At 38.4% G+C, this 23,012-nt stretch carries 16 protein-coding genes; 7 read left to right on the forward strand and 9 right to left on the reverse strand.

Annotated features, from left to right (window positions below; genetic code table 11):
• Positions 1-4: 4 nt before the first annotated feature.
• Both E2636_RS15320 and ilvD read right to left on the reverse strand, forming a co-directional pair.
• Complete coding sequence (locus E2636_RS15320; protein ID WP_134210985.1) at positions 5-1,390, reverse strand: FAD-binding oxidoreductase; 1,386 nt, start codon at positions 1,388-1,390, stop codon at positions 5-7.
• A gap of 18 nt (positions 1,391-1,408) precedes the next feature.
• Positions 1,409-3,094, reverse strand: a complete 1,686-nt coding sequence (gene ilvD / locus E2636_RS15325) for a dihydroxy-acid dehydratase (RefSeq protein WP_134210986.1) — start codon at positions 3,092-3,094, stop codon at positions 1,409-1,411.
• Between the two features lie 580 nt (positions 3,095-3,674).
• Between ilvD and E2636_RS15330 the strand changes: the two genes are divergently transcribed.
• The 4 genes from E2636_RS15330 (at position 3,675) to E2636_RS15345 (ending at position 8,458) form a co-directional block, all read left to right on the forward strand.
• A complete protein-coding gene (locus tag E2636_RS15330; protein WP_134210987.1) occupies positions 3,675-5,414 on the forward strand; it encodes a carbon starvation CstA family protein in 1,740 nt (579 codons plus the stop codon).
• Between the two features lie 79 nt (positions 5,415-5,493).
• On the forward strand, positions 5,494-5,754 hold the full coding sequence (locus E2636_RS15335) for a cory-CC-star protein (protein ID WP_017381091.1): 261 nt from the start codon (positions 5,494-5,496) through the stop codon (positions 5,752-5,754).
• Positions 5,755-5,787: 33 nt separating this feature from the next.
• A complete protein-coding gene (locus tag E2636_RS15340) occupies positions 5,788-6,711 on the forward strand; it encodes an ArsA family ATPase (RefSeq protein ID WP_134210988.1) in 924 nt (307 codons plus the stop codon).
• A gap of 193 nt (positions 6,712-6,904) precedes the next feature.
• Positions 6,905-8,458 carry a BCCT family transporter gene (locus tag E2636_RS15345; RefSeq protein WP_134211829.1) on the forward strand — a complete coding sequence of 518 codons (1,554 nt, stop codon included), beginning with the start codon at positions 6,905-6,907 and terminating at the stop codon, positions 8,456-8,458.
• A gap of 96 nt (positions 8,459-8,554) precedes the next feature.
• Here E2636_RS15345 and purU read toward each other — a convergent pair whose 3' ends face one another.
• The 4 genes from purU to E2636_RS15365 form a co-directional block, all read right to left on the reverse strand.
• On the reverse strand, positions 8,555-9,454 hold the full coding sequence (gene purU, locus E2636_RS15350) for a formyltetrahydrofolate deformylase (RefSeq protein ID WP_134210989.1): 900 nt from the start codon (positions 9,452-9,454) through the stop codon (positions 8,555-8,557).
• 272 nt (positions 9,455-9,726) lie between these two features.
• The gene (gene aceA / locus E2636_RS15355; RefSeq protein WP_134210990.1) at positions 9,727-11,010 is read right to left on the reverse strand and encodes an isocitrate lyase; all 1,284 of its coding nucleotides are present in this window, start codon (positions 11,008-11,010) and stop codon (positions 9,727-9,729) included.
• 84 nt (positions 11,011-11,094) lie between these two features.
• On the reverse strand, positions 11,095-11,391 hold the full coding sequence (locus E2636_RS15360; RefSeq protein WP_134210991.1) for a hypothetical protein: 297 nt from the start codon (positions 11,389-11,391) through the stop codon (positions 11,095-11,097).
• A gap of 150 nt (positions 11,392-11,541) precedes the next feature.
• Positions 11,542-13,707 carry a malate synthase G gene (locus tag E2636_RS15365; RefSeq protein ID WP_134210992.1) on the reverse strand — a complete coding sequence of 722 codons (2,166 nt, stop codon included), beginning with the start codon at positions 13,705-13,707 and terminating at the stop codon, positions 11,542-11,544.
• Positions 13,708-13,905: 198 nt separating this feature from the next.
• Between E2636_RS15365 and E2636_RS15370 the strand changes: the two genes are divergently transcribed.
• Complete coding sequence (locus E2636_RS15370; RefSeq protein ID WP_134210993.1) at positions 13,906-15,111, forward strand: MFS transporter; 1,206 nt, start codon at positions 13,906-13,908, stop codon at positions 15,109-15,111.
• A 409-nt stretch (positions 15,112-15,520) separates the two neighbouring features.
• Here the strand turns inward: E2636_RS15370 and E2636_RS15375 are convergent, their stop codons facing one another.
• From E2636_RS15375 to E2636_RS15385, 3 genes are all read right to left on the reverse strand, one after another.
• Positions 15,521-16,984: an FMN-binding glutamate synthase family protein gene (locus E2636_RS15375; RefSeq protein WP_407670259.1), complete on the reverse strand. Its 1,464-nt coding sequence runs from the start codon at positions 16,982-16,984 to the stop codon at positions 15,521-15,523.
• Between the two features lie 214 nt (positions 16,985-17,198).
• Positions 17,199-18,602 (reverse strand): FMN-binding glutamate synthase family protein, encoded by a 1,404-nt coding sequence (locus E2636_RS15380; protein ID WP_134210994.1) that lies wholly within the window; start codon positions 18,600-18,602, stop codon positions 17,199-17,201.
• A 214-nt stretch (positions 18,603-18,816) separates the two neighbouring features.
• Positions 18,817-20,832, reverse strand: a complete 2,016-nt coding sequence (locus E2636_RS15385; RefSeq protein ID WP_134210995.1) for a penicillin-binding transpeptidase domain-containing protein — start codon at positions 20,830-20,832, stop codon at positions 18,817-18,819.
• Between the two features lie 386 nt (positions 20,833-21,218).
• Between E2636_RS15385 and E2636_RS15390 the strand changes: the two genes are divergently transcribed.
• Both E2636_RS15390 and E2636_RS15395 read left to right on the forward strand, forming a co-directional pair.
• Entirely contained in the window at positions 21,219-22,019 is an 801-nt protein-coding gene (locus E2636_RS15390) for an alpha/beta fold hydrolase (protein WP_134210996.1), read from the forward strand.
• 14 nt (positions 22,020-22,033) lie between these two features.
• Positions 22,034-22,975, forward strand: coding sequence for a GGDEF domain-containing protein (locus tag E2636_RS15395; protein ID WP_134210997.1), 942 nt, complete (start codon positions 22,034-22,036; stop codon positions 22,973-22,975).
• Positions 22,976-23,012 lie beyond the last annotated feature (37 nt).

The raw sequence follows: 23,012 nt of genomic DNA on the forward strand, positions 1-23,012 counted from the left end.
ATCATTAATTCATATTGAAAATTTTTCCGGGATTCAAAATATTATGTGGATCCAACGTCTTTTTCAATGCTTTCATTATGTGCAACGAATTCCCATGTTCAAGTGATTGATATTTCATTTTACCAATTCCTACTCCATGCTCCCCTGTACAAGTTCCACCTTTACTGAGGGCAAATTCTACTATATGACTATTAAAACTTTCTGCTCTTTTCATTTCCTCTTCATCATTCACATCTAGCATTAATAGAGCATGATAATTCCCATCTCCGACATGCCCGACTATACCGCCTGGTAATTCATACCTTGCCATTGCTTCTTTTGCCGACTCTATCCCGTTCGCCAATTCTGAAATAGGTAAGCAAACATCAGTTACCATCATCTTTTTACCTGGATGAGCTCGCATAACCGCATACGCAAGATTGTGGCGTGCTTCCCATAGTTGGTTACGTGATTGCGAATCTTTTTCGAATTTAAATTCACTGCACTTATTATCTGCTAATATCTCTTTTGCAAATTCCATATCTTGCATTAAACCGGCTTCATTTCCATGAAACTCCAAAAAGAGTGTCGGTACCTCAAGATAGTCCGTCCCGCTGTAGACATTTACCTGCGCAATGGATTGCTGATCTACTAATTCAATTCTTGCCACCTGTATCCCAGCAGAAAGAATGCTGACTACCGCATCCACGGCTTGTCCAACCGTTTCAAAAGACGCCCTACCCGCAACAATCAGTTCAGGAATTCCATACACGCGCAAAGTCAATTCCGTAAAACACCCTAAGGTCCCCTCGGATCCTACGAATAATCCGTTCAAGTTATAACCTGATGAAGATTTGGCTGCCAAGTTACCAGTATGCATGATTGTTCCATCAGCGAGAACGACTTCCATATCTCTTACTTGGTCACGCATAATGCCGTAACGGACAGAAGTTGTTCCACTGGCGTTCGTCGCTGCCATACCACCAAGTGTAGCGTCTGCTCCTGGATCAACAGAAAAAAACAAACCATGTTTTTTTAGTTCTTGATTTAGCTTAGAACGAGTAACACCAGGTTGAACTTTCACTAAAAAATCAGTTGGAAAAACTTCAATAATAGTATCCATTAAAGAAAAATCGACCGTTATACCGCCGTTATAAGGGATCACATGTCCTTCCAAGCTAGTACCTAATCCAAAGGGAACAATCGGAATCTTGAATTTTTCGGCAATGTTCATGACTTTGCTGACTTCTTCCGCGCTAATAGGGAACACAACAGCATCTGGTAAAGACGGTCTATGATAAGATTCGTCTTTACTGTGCTGATCCAAAATCACTTCGTTTGTTGATACTCTTTCAGGAGAGAGAATTTTTTTTAGTTCCTCTAAATAACTCACTCTGCTTCCTCTTTTCATTGATAACTATTATTTTATTTAGCTAGTAAAGTAATCTGTAACGGCTCCTTTTGAAGAACACGACACATTATGAGCATATTTTCCGAGCACGCCTTTTTTATAAAGTGGAGGGGCAACCCATTCTTTAAAGCGCTCTTCCAGTTCCGCATCCGTTACATTCATAGATATCTCTTGTTCTTGCGAGTCTATCGTTATGAGATCGCCTTCTTTTACTAATGCAATTGGACCTCCAACTTGGGCTTCCGGTGCAATATGACCAACGACTAGACCATGAGTCCCACCTGAAAATCTACCATCTGTAATCAAGGCCACTTTTTCACCCATTCCTTTTCCAACAAGAATGGCAGATATGGACAACATTTCTGGCATTCCAGGTCCACCTTTTGGTCCTACATAACGGATGACTAAAACATCGCCTTCGTTAATCTCATTCGCCATAACTGCGAGCGTTGCTTCTTTTTCGGTATTAAATACTCTAGCAGGTCCAATATGGCGTTTCACTTTTACTCCAGATACTTTCGCAACGGCACCACTAGGTGATAGATTCCCTTTTATAACAATTAATGGACCATCTTCTCTATACGGCTTGTCAAACGGCAGAATTACTTGCTGCCCTTCACTTAAACCTGGTGCATCTTTAAGGTTTTCAGCAACTGTTTTCCCTGTAACTGTCATACAGTCTCCGTGAAGATATCCTGCCTCTAGTAGAACCTTCATCACAGCTTGTACACCACCAGCTCGGTGTAAGTCTTCCATAACATATTTCCCGCTTGGTTTTAAATCAGCAATATGTGGTGTTTTCTTTTGGATTTTGTTAAAGTCATCAATGGTCAAATCTACTTCAACAGAATGAGCAATCGCTAGCAAATGCAGAACGGCATTTGTCGAGCCTCCAAGGGCCATAACGACAGTAATTGCATTTTCAAATGCTTCTTTTGTCATAATATCTTTTGGATAAATCTCCTGTTCAAGCAAGTTATGAACAGCCGCTCCAGCTGCTGCACAATCCTTCAATTTAGCTTCCGAAACTGCCGGATTTGAAGAACTTCCCGGTAAACTCATGCCCATTGCCTCTGCTGCCGACGCCATGGTATTTGCAGTATACATACCTCCACATGACCCTGCTCCAGGACATGCACTGCATTCAATTTTCCGAAGTGTATCATCACTAATGTCTCCATTATTATGACGCCCTACCCCTTCAAAAACGGATACAATATCAATATTTTCTCCATTATGCACACCTGGCGAAATCGTTCCTCCATATACAAAAACTGCTGGCACCTCAGAATTTGCGATCGCGATTAAGCATCCTGGAATATTTTTATCACAGCCACCGATTGCAACAAGCCCATCTAAGCTTTCTGCCCCTACCACTGTCTCAATTGAATCCGCGATTACATCTCTACTTGGAAGTGAATATCTCATACCTTCCGTTCCCATTGAAATACCATCCGATACGGTAATCGTATTAAAGATGAACGGAACCCCGCCCGCTTCTCTTGCACCTTTTTTCGCACTGACCGCTAAATCATGAATATGTATATTGCACGGAGTCACTTCACTCCAAGTACTAGCAACACCGATCATTGGCTTTTTGAAATCCTCATCTGTCACGCCAACTGCTCGTAACATTGCCCGATTTGGAGCTTTCATCGCTCCTTCACTGAACACTTTACTATTAATACGCAAATCTTTTTTCATAATATACCCAACCCTTCCCCTACTATTAGTATTAGTATAGAGACATTTTCACAAAATTCAATGAATTAAATCACAAAATTAACTGATTTAAATAGTAAGCTAGTTTTTATATTTCACATCATCGAAGATTGCAAGATATAATTCACACATAAGAATTATTATTGAAGCGCTTACATATGCATACTATATGACATCTCAATAAAGTTCGTCATTGTAAATTCACAAACTCATAGGAAGTTTACTAGTTATTAATGGGAATGTGGATAAAAAATATTTTTTGTACAAAAATAGAAATCATCTGAAGATGTAATTTCAATCACACTTTTGTTGCTAGTTGAATCGCTTCTATTAATAGAATATTGGCTAAATGATATCCCGTTTTCACATGAAATTTTACATTTAATCCATTAGTAAAACTTACTTTATTTACTATTTTTTAATGTAAATATTTCTAATATTTACATTACCATTTTTTTGCTATACCATTGTAGTAAGTTATTAAACGCTTACATTATTCTACGTTTTATAGAATATCTTGTATAACATGAGACAACCATACTTTATAAAGGAGGAATATATTTTGAATGCCATTGCAATAGCAGCAATTAGTCTTTTCATATTCGTTATCGGTTATCGATTTTATTCAAAGTTTCTTGCAGAAAAAATATTCCGTTTAGATCCGAACTATGTCACCCCTGCACATCGTTTTAAAGATGGGGTAGATTTTGTTCCAACGAATAGATTTGTCCTTTGGGGTCATCACTTCACTTCAGTCGCTGGTGCCGCACCAATTCTAGGTCCTGCAATAGCCGTCTATTGGGGTTGGCTTCCGGCAATCATTTGGGTGGTTCTTGGTACCGTATTCGCCGCTGGAGTACACGACTTTGGAACACTAGTTATTTCAGTAAGAAATAAAGGCCAATCGATTGGAACACTAGCAAATAAACTTATTGGTCAACGAGCAAAAATATTGTTTTTATTCATCATTCTTATTCTTGTTCTAATGGTGAACGCTGTATTTGCATGGGTTATTGCCAATTTATTTATTACATTCCCATCAAGTGTATTACCAGTATTTATCCAAATCCCATTAGCACTTTGGATTGGGCATATCGTTTATAAAAAGAATTCAAAAATGCTTGTTCCTTCTTTGATTGCTCTTGCTATTATGTATTTTGTAGCCATCATTTCTGCTAAAGTTGGTTTCTTACAAATCGACCTTGTGAAATATATGGGCGGAGCAGACGCAGCAGGAATCTTCGGGCTAGGTGCAGTTTCCACCGCATTCTTTATTTGGATCATCATCTTAATGGTGTATGTGTATATTGCTTCTACACTACCTGTTTGGAGACTATTACAACCACGTGACTTTATAAACTCCCACCAACTTATTGTTGGATTAGGCATTTTGTATCTAGGATTATTATTCACCAACCCACCAATTACTGCTCCAATGACAAACCCTGGCGCAGATGATGTTTCTTGGTTCCCGCTACTATTCATTACAATTGCTTGTGGAGCAATTTCTGGTTTCCACGGACTTGTGTCATCAGGCACTTCGTCTAAACAGTTAAATAAAGAAACTGATGCGCGTTTTGTTGGTTATGCAGGTGCTGTTGGTGAAGGTGTCCTTGCACTAATTTCCATTATTGCTGTTATTACATTGTTCCCAACAAAAGAAGACTTCTTAGCAACTTATAGCAGTTTCGGTGCGGCTAGTGCTGGTGGACTTGGTACCTTTGTTAAAGGCGCAAGTCAACTTGCAGCTGGACTAGGAATTCCTGTTGAAGTGGCTGCAACGATTGTCTCAGTTATTGTCGTAAGTTTTGCAGCTACAACTCTTGATACATCCGTTCGACTTATGCGCTATATTATTGCTGAGCTTGGCGTTGAATACAAAGTACCTGTTATAGCTAAAACACATGTAGCAACAACGATTGCTGTTGTTGCAAGTTCTGCTCTTGTACTAATTCCTGAAGGACCAAATGGATTTGGATCTGGTGGATTCCTGCTATGGCCGTTATTCGGTACTGCCAATCAATTACTTGCTGGAATAAGTTTACTCCTTATCACAATTTGGCTGAAGAGACTTGGTCGAAATTACTTAGTTACACTCATACCAATGATTTTCATTTTATTCATGACATTATGGGCTATGATTCAGCAAGTCGTTTTCCAGTGGGCGTTCTGGGGAAGTAACTCAAGTCCTCTTCTCTTTATTTTCGGAGCGATTATTATGGGGTTTGCTATTTGGATTATCCTAACAGCCATCTCATCATTGAGAAGTACTGATAACACGAAAATTGATTTAGACGATTAATAAACGTTTTATTTAATGAGGAAAAGGATCATTTTTTCATGATTCTTTTCCTCTATTAATTAAGAAGAGGTGAATACAAATGATGTTGGATAAAGTGAAACAACTTATCGCTTTTTACGAGGAAGTATTAAGCATGCCACATCGACAGGAAATCGCTAGGGAGTTGAGAAATGAAGACGATTTATTTCTTCTGCTACTTTACTCAGAAATGATTGGCATTCCAAACCCTGTTTATTACTACACACTTGAGCTTTACCCCTACATGATTGAGAAATTTCATGATTGGCACTTAAGAATGGGGATGGAAAAATCACCTATGACAGGTATTCGTTGTTGTTAGGACAAGCTCATTTTCACAGAAAGGAGAATTGCCATGGAAGTGTTAAATAAAAGCATTATTTTTGTAGGCGGTAAAGGTGGTGTTGGTAAATCAACTTCTGCTGCTGCTATTGCATGGAAATTAGCTCAACAAGGGTATCGAACCCTTCTAGTTTCAACCGATCCTGCTCACAATGTTGGGGATATTTTCAATCAAAATATCGGTGGAAAAACCGTTGAGATTTCTAAAAATCTCCATGCGCTTGAAATCGATCCTGAAATAGAAACAGATAAATATATTAAAGGTGTTAAAGAAAATATTAAAGGTATTGTTCATTCTGGCATGATGGAAGAAGTTCATCGTCAGCTTGATACGGCGAAAGCTTCTCCAGGTGCCGATGAAGCTGCCTTATTTGATAAATTGATTTCAATTATTTTAGAAGAACGTGCTAACTTCGATAAATTGGTATTTGATACGGCACCTACTGGTCACACCATTCGCCTTCTCACACTGCCTGAGTTAATGGGTGTGTGGATTAATGGATTACTTGAAAAGCGCAAGAAAACCAACGAAAATTATTCAGCACTATTAAATGATGGTGAACCGGTTGAAGATCCTATTTATGAAGTATTAAAAACTAGACAAGAGAGATTTTCCAAGGCAAGAGACATTTTATTAAGTGAAAAAGAGACAGGATTTATCTTTGTTTTGAATCCAGAACGTCTTCCAATTTTAGAGACACAAAAAGCTATTGAATTACTTCATAAATATGATTTACACGTCAAAACCTTAATCATCAATAAAGTATTACCAGAAGAAGTAGATGGTGCTTTTTTCCAAGAACGTAAAAAGCATGAGAGAAAGTATACTCAATTGATTACAGATACATTTACAAAACAACAATTAATATATATCCCATTATTCTCACAAGACATCGTTAGCAAAAATCACCTGGAATTGTTTAGTAAGTATTTTTGAAAACCCAGAAAAAAAAGCCACAATAAACTTTGTGGCTTTTTTGTATTTCGTTTATTCATGTACTTTATTTCAATTTTCAAACAACTAGAGTTAACTAGCGTTAAGTAACACTTGCAATCATGCAAGACCACTATTGGAAAAATCTATAGGTTTTTTGCTATACTAGTACAAACTAATAAAGGAGGCGATTTTGCTGAATAGAGATATTTGGAAAAATCCAGTATTTACAATTTCATCGGCAGTGATCTTCGTGCTCGTTATTTTGGGTGCCACAATTCCTGCCAAATTTGATAGTGTAGCAAAATCACTATTTTCTATTACAACCGTCAATTTCGGTTGGTTTTATTTGTTGGCCGTCTTTATTATAATTATTTTTTTGATTGGCTTAGCTATTAGCAAATACGGAACAATTCGACTCGGAGGAGATGATGAACGACCAGAGTTTCCATTCTTCACATGGATTGCCATGCTGTTCTCCGCTGGTTTTGGTGTAGGTCTCGTGTTCTGGGGAGTTGCAGAGCCTATGAGTCATTTCTTCGCGTCACCACTTCCGGGTGCAGAAGCTCAGACGGAACAAGCAGCTCGTATCGCTATGGGCTATTCTTTCTTCCATTGGGGTGTTAGTCAGTGGTCCGTCTTTGCAATTGTCGGTTTAGTTATGGGCTTTTTACAATATCGAAAGAAACAGAACGGTCTCGTATCCACAGCTTTAGAACCTATAACAGGAACCAACAGTTCGGTGAAAGTCGGCATCGATTCATTTGCCGTAATAGCAACTGTAATGGGAATCGCAACTTCATTAGGACTTGGAATTCTTCAAATTAATGGCGGATTGGATGCTGTCTTTAATACGGGTACTTCGTTTTCCGTACAACTTATCATTATTCTTGTGATATTTGTTGCTTATATGATTTCATCCTCAACTGGATTAAATAAGGGAATTCGCTATCTCAGTAATCTCAATTTAGGAATCGCCCTGATACTAATGGCGTTTGTGTTTATTGCAGGACCTACAGTATTCATTCTTGAAACATTTACGTTGGCAATTGGTGATTACTTTACAAATTTCATTCAATACAGCCTAAGGTTACAACCTTATCAGCAAGGAACATGGGTCAGGGATTGGACAATTTTCTACTGGGCATGGGCGATTGCATGGTCTCCATTTGTTGGAGCATTCGTAGCCCGTGTTTCGAGAGGACGCACAATCCGTGAATTCATAGTTGGTGTCATAGTTATTCCTCCAGCTATTGCATGTCTTTGGATTGCAGTGTTCGGTGGTACAGCTTTGTGGAACGACTTGAACAAACAAACAGGGATTGCGGAGGCTGTTAATGCAGATTTAACTTCAGCTCTCTTTCAAACGTATATGCATTTGCCTTTAACCACGATATTGTCAGTGTTATCGATTATCTTAATTTTCACGTTCCTTGTCACCTCCGCTGACTCAGCAACTTATATTTTAGCAAGCATGACGACGAATGGGAGCCTCTTACCACCAATATTTGCAAAACTTGTTTGGGGCTTCTTGATGTCGGCAATTGCAGGTGTCCTGTTATTTGCGGGTGGACTAGAAGCACTCCAGACGGCATCTCTAATTTCTGCCTTGCCATTTACGGTGTTATTACTTTTGCTCATCATCTCAATTAGTAAACTGCTGAAGAAAGAACCAATCCCGATTCGGAAAGCAGATTTACGAAGATTTGAGCGTTTGCAAAAAGCTAGTAAGAAAAAAGAAGATAAATAGAAATAAAAAAGCCGATTCTTATAGAATCGGCTTTTTTTCATATTTTCACACTTCGTGGGAATGCTGAGTTTGTTGTATGTCAATTGAGCAATCTATTTAAAACACAATGGTTTTATTGCCATCTACGATGATACGATCCTCAAGATGCCATTTAACCGATCGTGCCAGCACACTGCGCTCGATGGAACGACCTATTTTTTTCATTCCGTCGATATTATCTCTATGATCAACGCGCATCGTATCTTGTTCAATGATTGGACCTTCATCTAAATCGTTCGTGACGTAATGAGAAGTTGCACCAATTAGCTTAACACCTCGTTGGTAAGCACGATCATACGGACGTGCGCCAACAAAGGCTGGTAAGAACGAATGATGGATGTTAATAATACGATTTGGGTTAGCTTCTACAAATGCAGGAGTCAATATTTGCATGTAACGAGCTAGGACAATCAATTCGACTGCATATGCTTCCAATAATTTCATTTGATGAGTCTCCACATCTTGGCGGTTTTCTCGACTTGCTGGAATATGTACGAATGGAATGTCAAAGCTCTCAACCAACTCTCTGGCATCCTCATGGTTGCTAATAACTAAAACGATATCCGTCATCAAGTCACCACTTTGCCATTCAAAGAGAAGCTCTCGAATACAGTGAAGCTCTTTAGATACAAAAATAGACATACGTTTCACATCTGATGGAAACGTCATTTTCCATTCCATCGAGAATTTCTCAGCAATCCCTAAAAATCTAGTTTTAATTTCTTCCTTTTGATCCGGGAGAGATGGACAATCAAATTCGATGCGTATAAAGAAGTTACCACTTTCATGATTAGTTGAATACTGGCTAGACTCTATAATATTCGCATTGTATTGAAATAAAAAGCGTGAAATAGACGCAATAATGCCCGGCTGATCAGGACAACGAATCAATAAACAACCTCGATTTTTTCGTTGTATCTTGTATTGCTGCAGTTGTGTATCAATGTCCCTCGTCATATGTTTCCTCCTTCAGGCTATTGCCCTTGTTAAAAAAGATTATTAGATACGATACTATGCGATTTAGATTCAGAATGATAGAGGGACAACGTATTTTTTTCGTTTCGTGTGTGGATATCTTTAATTCTTAGTAACTTATCTCTTATTCAGCAGTGTTTATCTGACATCCCTTAATATTTATCTGTAAATTCAAAAAAAAGCCTTTTCTCGAAGCTTTCTCAAGAAAAGGCTAATTAATATAAATTCCTACCAGATTAAATGATTACTAGATTTTATGCTTTTTGAAACTGTTCCGTTTCAGTTGAACCTTTTAAAGCAGTTGTAGATGATGTTCCACCTGAAATAACAAGTGAAACTTCGTCAAAGTAACCTGTTCCAACTTCACGTTGGTGACGAGTTGCTGTGTAGCCACTTTCTTCAGCAGCGAACTCAGCTTCTTGTAACTCAGAATAAGCAGCCATTCCTGATTCTTTGTAGCGTTTAGCAAGATCGAACATTCCGTAGTTAAGAACATGGAATCCTGCAAGTGTTACGAATTGGAATTTGTAACCCATTTGACCAAGTTGTTGTTGGAAAGTTGCAATCGTTTCTTGGTCCAATTTCTTTTTCCAGTTAAACGATGGTGAGCAATTGTATGCTAGAAGCTTGCCAGGGAATTTTGCGTGAATTGCATCAGCAAACTTTTGTGCTTCTTCAATACTTGGCTCAGATGTTTCACACCAGATAAGATCTGCATATGGTGCATACGCTAGGCCACGAGAGATTGCTTGATCAATACCATCATTTGTATGATAGAAACCTTCTGGCGTGCGTTCTCCTGTAATAAATTGGTGGTCATACGGATCAACATCACTTGTGATTAAATTAGCTGCATTTGCATCTGTACGAGCAATAATAATTGTTGGCACGCCCATAACGTCAGCCGCTAATCGTGCAGAAATCAAATTGCGTACCGCTGTTTGAGTAGGTAGTAATACCTTACCACCTAAGTGACCACATTTCTTTTCAGAAGATAACTGATCTTCTAAATGTACACCGCCAGCTCCTGCTTCAATCATCGATTTAGTTAGTTCAAACACGTTAAGTGTTCCACCAAAACCAGCTTCCATATCTGCTACGATTGGAGCGAACCAATACGTATCTCCATTACCTTCTGCTTGCTGAATTTGATCAGCACGTTGTAACGTTTGGTTAATTCTTTTTACTACCTGAGGTACACTATTGCTCGGATATAAGCTTTGGTCTGGATACATATGACCTGAAAGATTGGCATCTGCCGCTACTTGCCATCCACTTAAGTAAATAGCTTTTAAACCTGCTTTAACTTGTTGCATAGCTTGATTTCCTGTTAAAGCGCCAAGTGCATTTACATAGTCTTCTGTGTTTACTAGATCCCATAGTCGATTAGCACCTAAAGTTGCAAGTGTTTGTTCAACAACGATTGATCCTCTTAGCTTCACTACATCTTCAGCTGTGTATGGTCGTTCTACACCGTTCCAGCGATCTTGAGTCCAGCTCTCCGTTAATTGTTCAGCTTGTAATTTGCGATTTGTCATTTTTTATTCTCTCCCTTTATATGAATTTGTTATACTACATAATGATGCTATATGTTTTGTTATATAACAGCTAAGTCAAAAAAATTAATCTAGAAAGGCACAACACTGAATCGCTTCTTTGAAACTCGTGTAATCCTGTCCGCATGCACGACACATATTTACAGGTTCAGTTTCTTCTTTTCTAAAGATAACTACTTGCTTAACTTCTTGTGGCTCTATTGCCCATTCTCCTGAGGATGTTTTAACTAAGCTATGTGCTTCGTTCCCGTATACAAAAAGGGTACCCTCAAGTTCTTCATCCGTCTTGCCAGCCAAAACATTTTGATTAATCCACTTTTCAATCATTTCTCTACTTGGCTTTACGGCTTGTTGTAGTCTCATCTGAATTCCTCCATTTATTTATTGTTAATCTAATATATAACAGTAATTAATTATATGCAACTGTTTTATAACAGTTGCATATATTTTTTTTTTTTTATAACTAATCATTTTCTGCAGTTTAAAACGCTAACACTATATAACTACCAGTCACTACTTTGTAGCAAATATACGCGCCTTAAACTCTTGGCGTCTACGATGTAAAATAGGTTCAGTGTATCCGCTTGGCTGGCTTTCCCCTTCAAAGATAAGTTCACAGGCTGCTTGGAAAGCAATAGATTCGTCAAAATTAACTGACATAGGTTGATATAGTGGATCTGTACTGTTTTGTTCATCAACAACTTTAGCCATTCTCTTTAACGTTTCTAGTATTTGATTTTTTGTACATACACCATGATGAAGCCAATTTGTCATATGCTGACTTGAAATACGCAGTGTCGCTCTGTCTTCCATTAACCCAATATTATGAATATCAGGAACCTTTGAACAGCCAACACCATGCTCTACCCAACGGACCACGTAACCAAGAAGCCCTTGCGCATTGTTATCAAGCTCTTGTTGGATGTCACTCGTTGACCATTCGCCCGCAGCTAGTGGCAGCGTTAAAATATCAGTACTTCTATCTTTTATCTCACTTATTAAGCTTTGTTGAATACTCGTAACAGACAATTGATGGTAGTGTAGAGCGTGCAAAGTTGCTGCAGTTGGAGATGGTACCCAGGCTGTATTTCCTCCCGCTTGTAAATGACCAATTTTCTGTTCTAACATATCCTTCATGAGATCAGGCATCGCCCACATACCTTTGCCGATTTGCGCACGTCCTTGAAGCCCACAAGTTAAACCTGTGTCTACATTTGATTTTTCATAGGACTGAAGCCATCTGGAGTTTTTCATCTCACTTTTACGAATTACTGGACCAGCCTGCATCGAAGTATGAATTTCATCTCCCGTTCGATCCAAAAATCCTGTGTTAATGAAAACAATTCGTTCTTTCACTTCACGTATACAGTTTTCAAGATTTAATGATGTTCTTCGTTCTTCATCCATTACACCAATTTTCACCGTATAACGGTCAAGGCCAAGAAGATCTTCTACCCGATTAAACAACTCATTGGCAAATGCAACTTCTGCTGAGCCATGCATTTTCGGCTTCACGATATATACAGAACCCTTTTCGGAATTACTATGAATTCCTTTATTTAATATTTCATGTTTGGCAAGTAAACTAGTAATCACGGTATCTATAATTCCTTCTGGAACTTCCTGATCTTGTTGATCTAAAATCATATTAGATGTCATTAAATGACCAACATTGCGCACAAGTAATAGTGAACGCCCACGTAAAATAATTTCTGCCCCACTTACCGTGTGATACTTTCTATCACCATCTAACGTTCTGGTTACATCACGCTGACCCTTTTTAAATGTTGCAGTTAAGGTTCCATTCATAAGCCCTAGCCAATTTTGATACACACATACTTTGTCTTCTGCATCAACTGCTGTCACTGAATCCTCGCAATCCATAATTGTCGTTAAAGCAGATTCAATTAGTAAGTCTTTTACACCAGCTAGATCTGTCTTTCCAATTGGATGATATCGATCAAATTGCATCTCTACATGCAACCCATTGTTTTGAAGTAGAATTGTTGTTGGAGAAGCCTTATCTCCATTAAATCCGATAAATTTAGATGGCTCTTGTAAAACAGTTTTCTCGCTACCTTGAATAATGACAAGTTGATCCTGTTCAATTCGATATTCAGTCGAAAGAGTGTGCGTCCCTTTCTCTAAAGGAGCAACTTGATCTAAAAATTTACGTGCAAAGTCAACAACTTTTTGTCCTCTAACTGGATTATATGTAGCTCCTTTTACCGCGCCATTTTGTTCATCAATTGCATCTGTTCCATAAAGAGCATCATATAAGCTTCCCCACCTCGCATTTGCTGCATTAATGGCATAGCGCGCATTATTGACTGGTACAACAAGCTGAGGTCCTGCCTGTATGGTAATTTCATCATCTACATTTATAGTATTAATCTTAAAGGACTCTCCTTTAGCCTCCCAATAACCAATATCTTTTAAAAACGACTCATAATTTTCTCGGTTTTCAGACCAACTATTTTGCTTATGCCATTGATCAATTTTTTCCTGGAACTCATTTCTAGTCGTTAACAGTTCTCGGTTCTTTGGGCTCATTTCCTCAATGAGCTTACTAAACCCCAACCAAAATGACTCACTAGAAACTTCGCTACCTGGCAATGCCTCTTCTTCAACAAACTGATAAAATTCTCTTGCGATTTTCAAACCATTTTTTCTAATCACATGATCGCCCCTCTTTTTGTTATATAACAGCAATTATATTTTATATATTATTATATAACAACCCTTTTTAATGAATATTCTAAAAAGTATTTTATGTCCTGTAAGATATTTTAATGGAATTATCCTCCAATAATTTGTACTAATTAAATAAGTGCGATACGATAAATGGAAAATAATTCTTTGAAATGATGTGATATCATGCCCTCCTCTACTCCTTACACAATCAAAGATCGAGGTTTCTGGCGTATTGTAGCTGGATTACTATTAGCCTCACTTTTTATCTTTGCGGCACTCTATACAGTCCAGCCTTTATTGCCCGTTTTTGTAGATGAATTTGATGTAACGGTTGCCACAGCAAGTCTATCTATATCACTGACGGTTATCGGATTAATTATAGGACTTGTTTTACTTGGCTTTTTGTCAGATCGCTATGGACGCACACTTTCTATCAAATTTTCTTTGCTGTTTGCTGCGTTTCCATTCTTTCTCATCCCATTCTTTGATTCATTTGAGTTGCTGCTATTGTTTAGATTGATTCAAGGATTCGCCCTTGCAGGAGTACCTGCTGCGGCAATTGCATACATGGCCGAAGAAATCGATCGGCGCCACGTTGGATTTGCTATGGGGCTTTATATTGCTAGCAATGCTCTTGGCGGTTTAATTGGACGAGTAGTGACAGGATTTATAACGGACCACTCTTCGTGGGAAACTACTTTTAATATCCTTGGGATCAGCGGAGTTGTTTTATTTGGAGCGGTATTTTTTCTACTCCCTGCATCAAGACGATTTACTTCAGATGATTTGCTCTTATCGGACGACCTAAAAGGATTTCTTGTACACTTAAAAAATCCTTTATTGTTGTCAATCTTCGGTTTCGGCATCATTTTGCAGCTTTCATTTACAGGAATCTGGACTTTCATGCCTTTTCATTTGCAGAATCCTCCATTCAACCTATCCCTTCAAGAACTGTCAATGCTGTATTTTGCTTATGGCTTCGGGGTAGTGGGCTCGCCAATCGCTGGGAATTTAGCAATCCGCTTCGGTCTTGACCGTATTCGATTCATTGCCATTTTAACTTTATCATTAGGGGCATTCCTAACCATTTTCAGCTCTTTCGCAGTTATTGCAATAGGACTTTGCTTGAATTGTCTCGGATTTTTCATTGCCCATTCGCTTACAGCTACAACCGTGAGCCAAAAAGCGATGCATCATAAAGGCAGTGCTTCAAGCCTATACTTAGTCGCGTATTATGTGGGTGTAGCAGCAGGAAGCTCACTTCTTAGCCCAATTTGGACGAACTTCGGTTGGATAGGTATAGTAGCATTCGCGTCCTTACTTCCCATTTTTTATTTATTTGTCACTATTTTTATGTTTCCAACTAATAAAAAAGAAGCTTTCCTCTAGTAGGAAGCTTCTTTTTTGATATTACTTCAAGCCTTCTGGAAACTGAAAATATCGGTACCCCAGATCAGGCTACTTTGAATACCCTGATGGTTTTGATGGCGGTTTCAATGCAGAATCACTATTTACATCTATCTCAGCCACTGAGTTTATTCCTGTTCATTTTGATTTATTCCCGTTAGCATGTGTTTTATTCCTGTTCGAACGCAGTTTATTCCTGTTCAAATTGATTTATTCCCATTCGCCCAATTTATTCCACAAAAATACCCCGAAACACAAGTGTGTAGGGGCTAATTTGTTTAGTTTTCGCTGCGCTACTATCGGTTCTGTAAGTGCTCTCCAAAGATAGTAGGGTACATTTGTCTAAAAGTGAAAAGTGCCATCTAGCTCATTAGTACATAATGTTTAATGATTAAAGTTTTCTTTTATTTATTTTCTCATTGTGTTGATAGGCTAAAGGCACTTTAGTAATATTGCTTGTTACTTCATCCAAAGCCACTAAATCCTCGATATTGACATCCGTAATGGACGTTTTACCAAGAGATTGAACGGCTGTTTTCATCTCATCCACAAAGGAAAGGAAAAACTTTTCGAGATAAATAGCTGCTTCTTCTTCATCGAATTTATCTTTCAACTTACCGGAATCAAAGGTCAATTGTGTGGGTGGCTCAAAGGGCATGCTTTTCATTAATTGAGTATGAGTCATCGCCCATAGCGGAGCTGATCCCATATAAACAGCATTCGCACCAAGAGCAAGTGCTTTAAAACAATCTCCTGGTGTAAAGAATCCGCCTCCAACGAGCAGACTTATTTTATCTTTAACCTTTCTTTTCTGTAAATATTGAACAGCGCGTGACAAAGCATATATCGTTGGAAGTCCAAAATCGTCTTCTAGTATTGGTGCAGACCCTTTCGAGCCACCTTGACCACCATCTATAGAAATAAAGTCCACTTCAGCATGGATACAGCTTTCCATGTCTTCTTCAAGCTTATGTCCAACACAAATTTTAACACCTATCGGGACACCACCTGTCACTTCTCGAAGATATTTCACTAGCGGTTTAAGATCATCTTTGTGATTAATTTCTTTGTGTCGCGAGGGAATTATGGCATTGTCCCCTGGCTTTATTCCCATGATTTCTCTGGATCTTCCCTTCAAAGCTTCAGGCAAAATTTCAGAGGCCGCAGAAGCGTGAGCCCCTTGCCCAATATGAATTTCAATGGCATCCCCTTGTTTTAAAATCTCATGCTCTTTTGACCATTTTGCTTTCCCATATTGGATAATCAGATACTTGGCATTTTTACGGTCTTCTGGTAAATATCCACCTTCTCCTGCATTCGTTGCCGTCCCCACAGCAGCAGTCCCTTTTGCAAATGCAATTCTTACTTTCTCACTGACTCCAACCCCATAGCCCATAGCGCCAAGTAAAATTGGGATGTCTAATCTTAATGGTTTATTGGCACAGGGTCCTATTACTATTTTTGTATCAATATAAGTGGTTTCTGAAGTTGGTAAAGTAGCAAGTTGCGCGGGAGAAAAAATAAGTCCATCAAAATTCAAGAATTTTCGTGCCGTACCAAAGGGTCTTTCAATGGTTTTTCCTGATTCTGCTCGCAAACTATTTTCAACATTTGTGATTGGGGAAAATCGTCTAGATGCCGTAACAACTTCCCATATATTTTCTTCATAGCTCTCCGTCATTATAAGTTTTGTAACATGTCCAAAAACCCATTTTATGAGAGGTCGAACGAGTACCAGAATTAATAAGAGCGATGAAATGATTCCTGCAAGTAATCCCATTATGAAGACATACAAATACTCCACACCCTTAAAACAAATTTTATGTACTGGTATATAGATGAGTTTCCCCATCATACTTTATTCCCACTAGTAGAGTTGTCCAGCACGATTAAGAAAGTCACCACAATAAACACAAATCATTTATTCAAAGTGATCATGATTGATGACCTTAACTGCAGTGCAATTAGTAGAATTACCCACTCGTTGTCACGATCATTCGCCTCTTAAAAATAAATTACTCCCTCCTAGCTCATTAGGAATTAGAGAGGGTATACTATATGTTTTCTCTTTAAAATCTTCTATTGTTTGTTTTCTGATTGTGTTGATACGCTAAAGGTATTTTAGTAATATGGCTTGTTAACTCATCTATGGCCACTAAATCCTCCGTATTAACCTCCGTAATGGACGTTTTACCAAGAGATTGAACGGCTGTTTTCATCTCATCCACAAAGGAAAGAAAAAACTTTTCGAGACTTTTAGCTCCTTCTTCTTCATCAAATTTATCTTTCAACTTACCGGAATCAAATGTCAATTGTGTGGGTGGCTCAAATGGCATGGTTTTTAATAACTGTGTATGATTCATCGCCCAAAGCGGCGCCGTTCCCATATAAACTGCATTGGCACCAAGAGCAAGTGCTTTAAAACAATCTCCTGGTGTAAAGAAACCTCCTCCAACCAACAGACTTATTTTATCTTTAACCTTTCTTTTTTCTAAATATTGAATAGCGCGCGACAAAGCATATATCGTCGGAAGTCCAAAGTCGTCTTCTAGGATTGGTGCAGATCCATGGGTGCCCGCTTGACCACCATCTATAGAAATAAAGTCCACTTCAGCGTTGATGCAGCTTTCCATATCTTCTTCAAGCTTATTACCAGCACAAATTTTAACACCTATTGGAACACCACCGGTCACTTCTCGAAGATGTTTCACAAGTGGTTTAAGGTCATCTTTGTGATTAATTTCTTTGTGTCGCGATGGGATAACAGCATTTTCACTTGGATTTAATCCCATGATTCCTCTTGATTTCCCCTTTAATTTTTCGGGTGAAATTTCATATGGCGCAGAAGCTTCCGCCCCTTGACCAATATGAATTTCAATGGCGTCCCCTTGTTTTAAAATCTCCGGCTCTTTTGACCATTTTGCTTTACCATATTGAATAATTAGGTACTTGGCATTTTTACGGTCTTCTGGTAAAAATCCACCTTTTCCTGTATTCGTTGCCGTGCCTACAGCAGCCGTCCCTTTTGCCATAGCAATCCTTACTTTCTCACTAACTCCAACCCCATAGCCCATCGCGCCCAGTAAAATAGGAATGTCTAACCTTAATGGTTTTTTGGCACAGGGCCCTATCACTATTTTTGTATCAATATAAATGGTTTCAGAAGTTGGTAGTGTTGCAAGTTGCGCGGGAGTAAAAATAAGTCCATCAAAATTCAGGAATTTTCGTGCCGTACCAAAGGGTCTTTCAATGGTTTTTCCTGATTCTGCTCGCAAACTATTTTCAACATTAGTGATGGGATGAAAACGTCTAGAAGCCGTAACAACCTCCCATATATTTTCTTCATAGCTCTCCGTCATTATAAGTTTTGTAATATATCCGAAAACCCATTTTATGAGAGGTCGAACAAATACTAAAACTAATACGAGCGATATAATGATTCCTGCAAGCAATCCAATTATGAAGACATACAAAAACCTCACACCCTTAAAATACAAATTTTATGTACTGGCATATAGATGAGTTTTCCCATGATTTTCATGCTTTATTCCACTAGTAAAATCGGACAAAATATAGAAAAGAATAATCCTCTCTAAGACAAGAAAAAGCGGCTGAGATGTAATATCAGCCGCGGTAAAGGTTCTATAGTATGTTCAAAATACATCTGAAACATTCAAAACACTGTTACTAATTGTGTTTTTCAAATACAGTTGAGGCAAGTTCCGCGACGTAAGCACTGCCGCCATTATCTTCCACACTTTCGATCATCATCGCAAGTATAAATGTGGGGTTTTCGGAGTTATACGCAACAAAAAATCCATTTTGCTTGCCATCAACTTCTCCTGCTGCTTTTAATTCAGTTGTACCCGTTTTTCCAGCGAGTGGTATGGATGGAAGATTGGCCTCCTGTGCATAGCCATCCACGACAACATTACGTAAGCTTGTCCGTAAAATTGCTGCATTTTCAGCGCTCAAAAGTCCGTCTTTCCACACTTGCCCTTTTTCATCAGCTAGTAATAACGTAGGCTTGTACATCACACCGTCCGTTATAAAGACTTCATACATCGAAGCAAGATGGACAATATTTGTCAACATCTCCCCTTGTCCAAACGATGTATCTGCAAGTTGTCCGAGTGAACCTAGCTTACCATCCGTTGAAATCTGTGAAGGTTTCAAGTAAGAGACAAACGGAACTTCTTCACCAAATCCGAAATTATTTAGTCCCTCCACAAATGTATTGCTTCCCATATCAAGCGCTTGTTGCGCAAAATAAATATTGTCAGAATAAACGAGTGCTTTGTTCAAATCAATCGGATTTGGTGCTTCATCATGGACTCGCGTTACCCGGTAGTTGCCCCAGGATTCCTCCTTTTGCCATGACTTCCCATTAATCGTTAACCCTTTTGCCGGGTCAAGTGTTCCTGCTTCCATACCAATTGCAGCAGTCATCGGTTTTAATGTTGAACCTGGTGCATAAGTTCTTGTAAATCTTGCTAACAACGGATTTAGAGGGTTTTCCTGAAGTTCCTTGTATCTATCTCCACTAATACCCAACATCATTTCACTCGGATCAAACCCCGGTGAACTGACAAGAGTAAGCATTTCGCCGGTTTTCGGATCTACAGCAGCACTATTTCCTGCTTCACCTTTCATGGCTTCATAAGTAGTTTTCTGCAACTCTGCATCAATCGTCAACGATATCGTTTCCCCGTCTACAGCTGATTTTTCAGCAACGGTAATTGTCTTAGCTTCTTTTTCAGGTGGCTGGATGTAAATACGCACTCCGCTCGTACCACGAAGTTTATCTTCCAGTAATTGCTCCATCCCTTCACGGCCTATGAGGTCAGCTTCTGTATATCCTTTGTCTTTTCGCTTCTCCAATTGTTCAGCTGTAATAACTCCGATATAACCAGATAAATGGGACAATGCTTCTCCGTAAGGATACTCACGCATCGGTGTCTCTCTGTATGTGACTCCTGAGATTTCAATGGCCTGTTCCAATAATACGGTTTCATGTTTCGCTACTTTTGATATCGGCACAAAATCAGCCGGTCTTACCCACCCCTGGTTTAACTGACGCTCAATATACTCAACAGATGTACCTAATAGCTTTGCCAGCTTCGTCTTACTTGCTTCATCCGTGAATTTTTCTGGCACAACGCCTACTTCTTCCCCTTTACCATTTATCGCAATGGGTAGTCCGTTTCGGTCAAGAATTCCCCCCCGAGCCGGCTTACTGGTATAAATACCTACCGCATCCTTCTCTCCAAGTTCAGGGAAAATGAATGATGTATCCCACTCCACAAACCAATTTTCTGTTTCATCATGAGTTTCGTAGATCCACGTCATCGTTTTCTCGAATTCCACTGGTCCAGCAACTGTATCCATTTTCACTTGAACATCAAATTTTGCCGGCTCTTTGGTGTTCCATTCCGTATCTTCGTCAGGTTTCTTATATGTTACTTCTACGTTTTCGATAGAAAAATCACTATGTATTTTTTCTTGGCGCGCCACAAAGTTTTCGGTCTCAAATACATCTTTCGTCCCTTTGTTTAGATAGTCGCTATACATGTCAGCGAATTCCCCTTCATTCCAGTGGACTACGTATTCTGCCAACCGATCCTCTGGTGTCACCTTCTCTTGACAACCTGATAGGAGAATAATAAATAAAATGGAGAGAACTCCAGTTAATTTTTTGTACATGTCAATCCCTCCAAATAAATGAAATTTTCTAGTTACTTTATCAATTAATAGTAACATATACCCTATGTAAATGTTGTATATTGACAATTAGTACGCACTAAAAGGGTAGTCAATAAACACTCAATTACTAGAGATATTGTGAATATAATTTAAATTTATCATTCCAGTTCCCGACTCTTATCCATGTAAGAAATAGATTTGAAATTAGTCAATTTCTAATGAACTTGCTTGAAGATATCGGATAATATAGATAGTTTGTTGAAGTTAAGCGGTCATGTATACGTGACAAAAAAATGTTAGAATATATACATATTACTTTGTATTAAGAATTGAAAAATATACTATATTTCACCAATATTCTATCAATTAAAAGGGGTGGAAACAACATGAATACAGATATATTGAAACGTAATCGAGTAAATGTTAGTGGAAATGGATCTAAGACGATTGTCTTTGCTCATGGGTTTGGTTGTGATCAACTAGTATGGAATGAAGTTGCTCCATTTTTTAAAAAGGATTATAAAGTAGTTTTGTTTGATTATGTGGGTTCAGGCAATAGTGATAAATCGCAGTATTCCACGGAACGTTATAATTCGCTTCAAGGTTATGCACAGGATTTAATTGAAGTTTGTGATGCACTTAATTTAACGAATATTGTGTTTGTAGGACATTCAGTAAGTAGTATGATTGGGGTTCTAGCTTCTAATGAACGACCAGATTTGATGGAGAAATTAATTATGATTAGCCCTTCTCCACATTATCTAAATGAATCTCATTATCGCGGTGGTTTTGAAAAATCTGATATTGATGAACTACTTGATATGATGGAAAAGAACTATAAAGAGTGGGCAAAGTATTTAGCCCCTGTAGCTATGGGAAATGAAGAAAGACCCGGATTGACAAAAGACTTTGAGAAACAGTTATGTTCAAATGACCCAGTGATTGCTAGACAGTTTGCGGAAGTAACATTTTCTTCTGATGTACGTAATGAGCTTTATAAGGTGGCAACACCTACGTTGATTTTGCAAACAGAAAATGATGCCATTGCACCAGTTGAAGTAGGAGAGTTTGTACACTGGAAAATTTCTAATAGTGAGTTTGTTCTCATGCAAGCAACAGGTCATAATCCACATATTACCTACCCCGAGGAAACAGTTACTTGTATTAAAGCATTTTTGGCAAAGTAGATGGGAGTCTTAATATGGAAGAACAGCTGAATTTAGCACCCTTTGGTTATTTGGTGATGGATACAAGGTTGCGAATTTTAGATACGAATCAAACGTTACAAGATTGGATTAACTTACAAGATACCCCAAGCCATATGCATGATCTCTTGACAATCGCATCACGCATTTATTTTCAAACGTACTTTCCCCCTTCAATTAAGATGCATGGCAAAGTAAATGAAATGTATTTAACTTTGAAGGCTGGAAACGAAAAAATACCAATATTGATGAATGCAGTGGTTCGAAACCAGCAATATGAATGTGTATTTGTACAAATGAAAGAGCGAGATGAGTATGAAAATGAACTTCTTTTAGCGAAACGAAGTGCTGAAAAAATTCGTCAAGATACTGAGGATGCGTTTAAGAAATTACAAGGGTTAATGGAATCAGTCGAAGGTAAGCAACAAGAATTGTTGGAAATGAATACTCAGCTACAAGAGTTAGTAACAACAGACCCATTAACTGGATTGAAAAATCGACGCTTTCTAAATACGAAACTTCTGGAATACGTGGAGATTGCGAAGATCGAACAATCACCTTTCTCCTTGTTATTAATCGATGTCGATTACTTTAAACGTGTTAATGATACGTATGGTCATCCAACTGGTGATGCGGTGTTGCAAGAGTTGTCTTGGAAGCTTCAAAGTGAAGCAAGAGATTCTGATATTGTTGCGCGTATGGGTGGAGAAGAGTTCATAATCATTCTTCCATATACGAACAAAAAAGAGGCTCAAGTCATTGCAGAGCGAATTCGGTTAAATATTGACCATGGAAATTGGGAAAATACGAGGATAACAGTCAGTATTGGCGTTACTACATACGAAATAAATGACAATGCCAATAATTTAATTTCAAGAGCTGACGAAGCTCTTTATCAATCGAAAAAAGATGGAAGAAATCGTGTATCTATATGTTAATTTAATAAAAAGACGGATTTAAATTCAAGTTTGAATT

This window comes from Paenisporosarcina antarctica, from assembly GCF_004367585.1.
GTDB classification, from domain to species: Bacteria; Bacillota; Bacilli; order Bacillales_A; family Planococcaceae; genus Paenisporosarcina; species Paenisporosarcina antarctica.

Bases quoted from the DNA above. Each gene is read 5' to 3' on its own strand.
- E2636_RS15320 (WP_134210985.1), bottom strand. From the start codon at position 1,390: ATGAAAAGAGGAAGCAGAGTGAGTTATTTAGAGGAACTAAAAAAAATT.
- ilvD (WP_134210986.1), bottom strand. From the start codon at position 3,094: ATGAAAAAAGATTTGCGTATTAATAGTAAAGTGTTCAGTGAAGGAGCG.
- E2636_RS15335 (WP_017381091.1), top strand. From the start codon at position 5,494: ATGATGTTGGATAAAGTGAAACAACTTATCGCTTTTTACGAGGAAGTA.
- E2636_RS15340 (WP_134210988.1), top strand. From the start codon at position 5,788: ATGGAAGTGTTAAATAAAAGCATTATTTTTGTAGGCGGTAAAGGTGGT.
- purU (WP_134210989.1), bottom strand. From the start codon at position 9,454: ATGACGAGGGACATTGATACACAACTGCAGCAATACAAGATACAACGA.
- aceA (WP_134210990.1), bottom strand. From the start codon at position 11,010: ATGACAAATCGCAAATTACAAGCTGAACAATTAACGGAGAGCTGGACT.
- E2636_RS15360 (WP_134210991.1), bottom strand. From the start codon at position 11,391: ATGAGACTACAACAAGCCGTAAAGCCAAGTAGAGAAATGATTGAAAAG.
- E2636_RS15370 (WP_134210993.1), top strand. From the start codon at position 13,906: ATGCCCTCCTCTACTCCTTACACAATCAAAGATCGAGGTTTCTGGCGT.
- E2636_RS15375 (WP_407670259.1), bottom strand. From the start codon at position 16,984: ATGATGGGGAAACTCATCTATATACCAGTACATAAAATTTGTTTTAAG.
- E2636_RS15385 (WP_134210995.1), bottom strand. From the start codon at position 20,832: ATGTACAAAAAATTAACTGGAGTTCTCTCCATTTTATTTATTATTCTC.
- E2636_RS15390 (WP_134210996.1), top strand. From the start codon at position 21,219: ATGAATACAGATATATTGAAACGTAATCGAGTAAATGTTAGTGGAAAT.
- E2636_RS15395 (WP_134210997.1), top strand. From the start codon at position 22,034: ATGGAAGAACAGCTGAATTTAGCACCCTTTGGTTATTTGGTGATGGAT.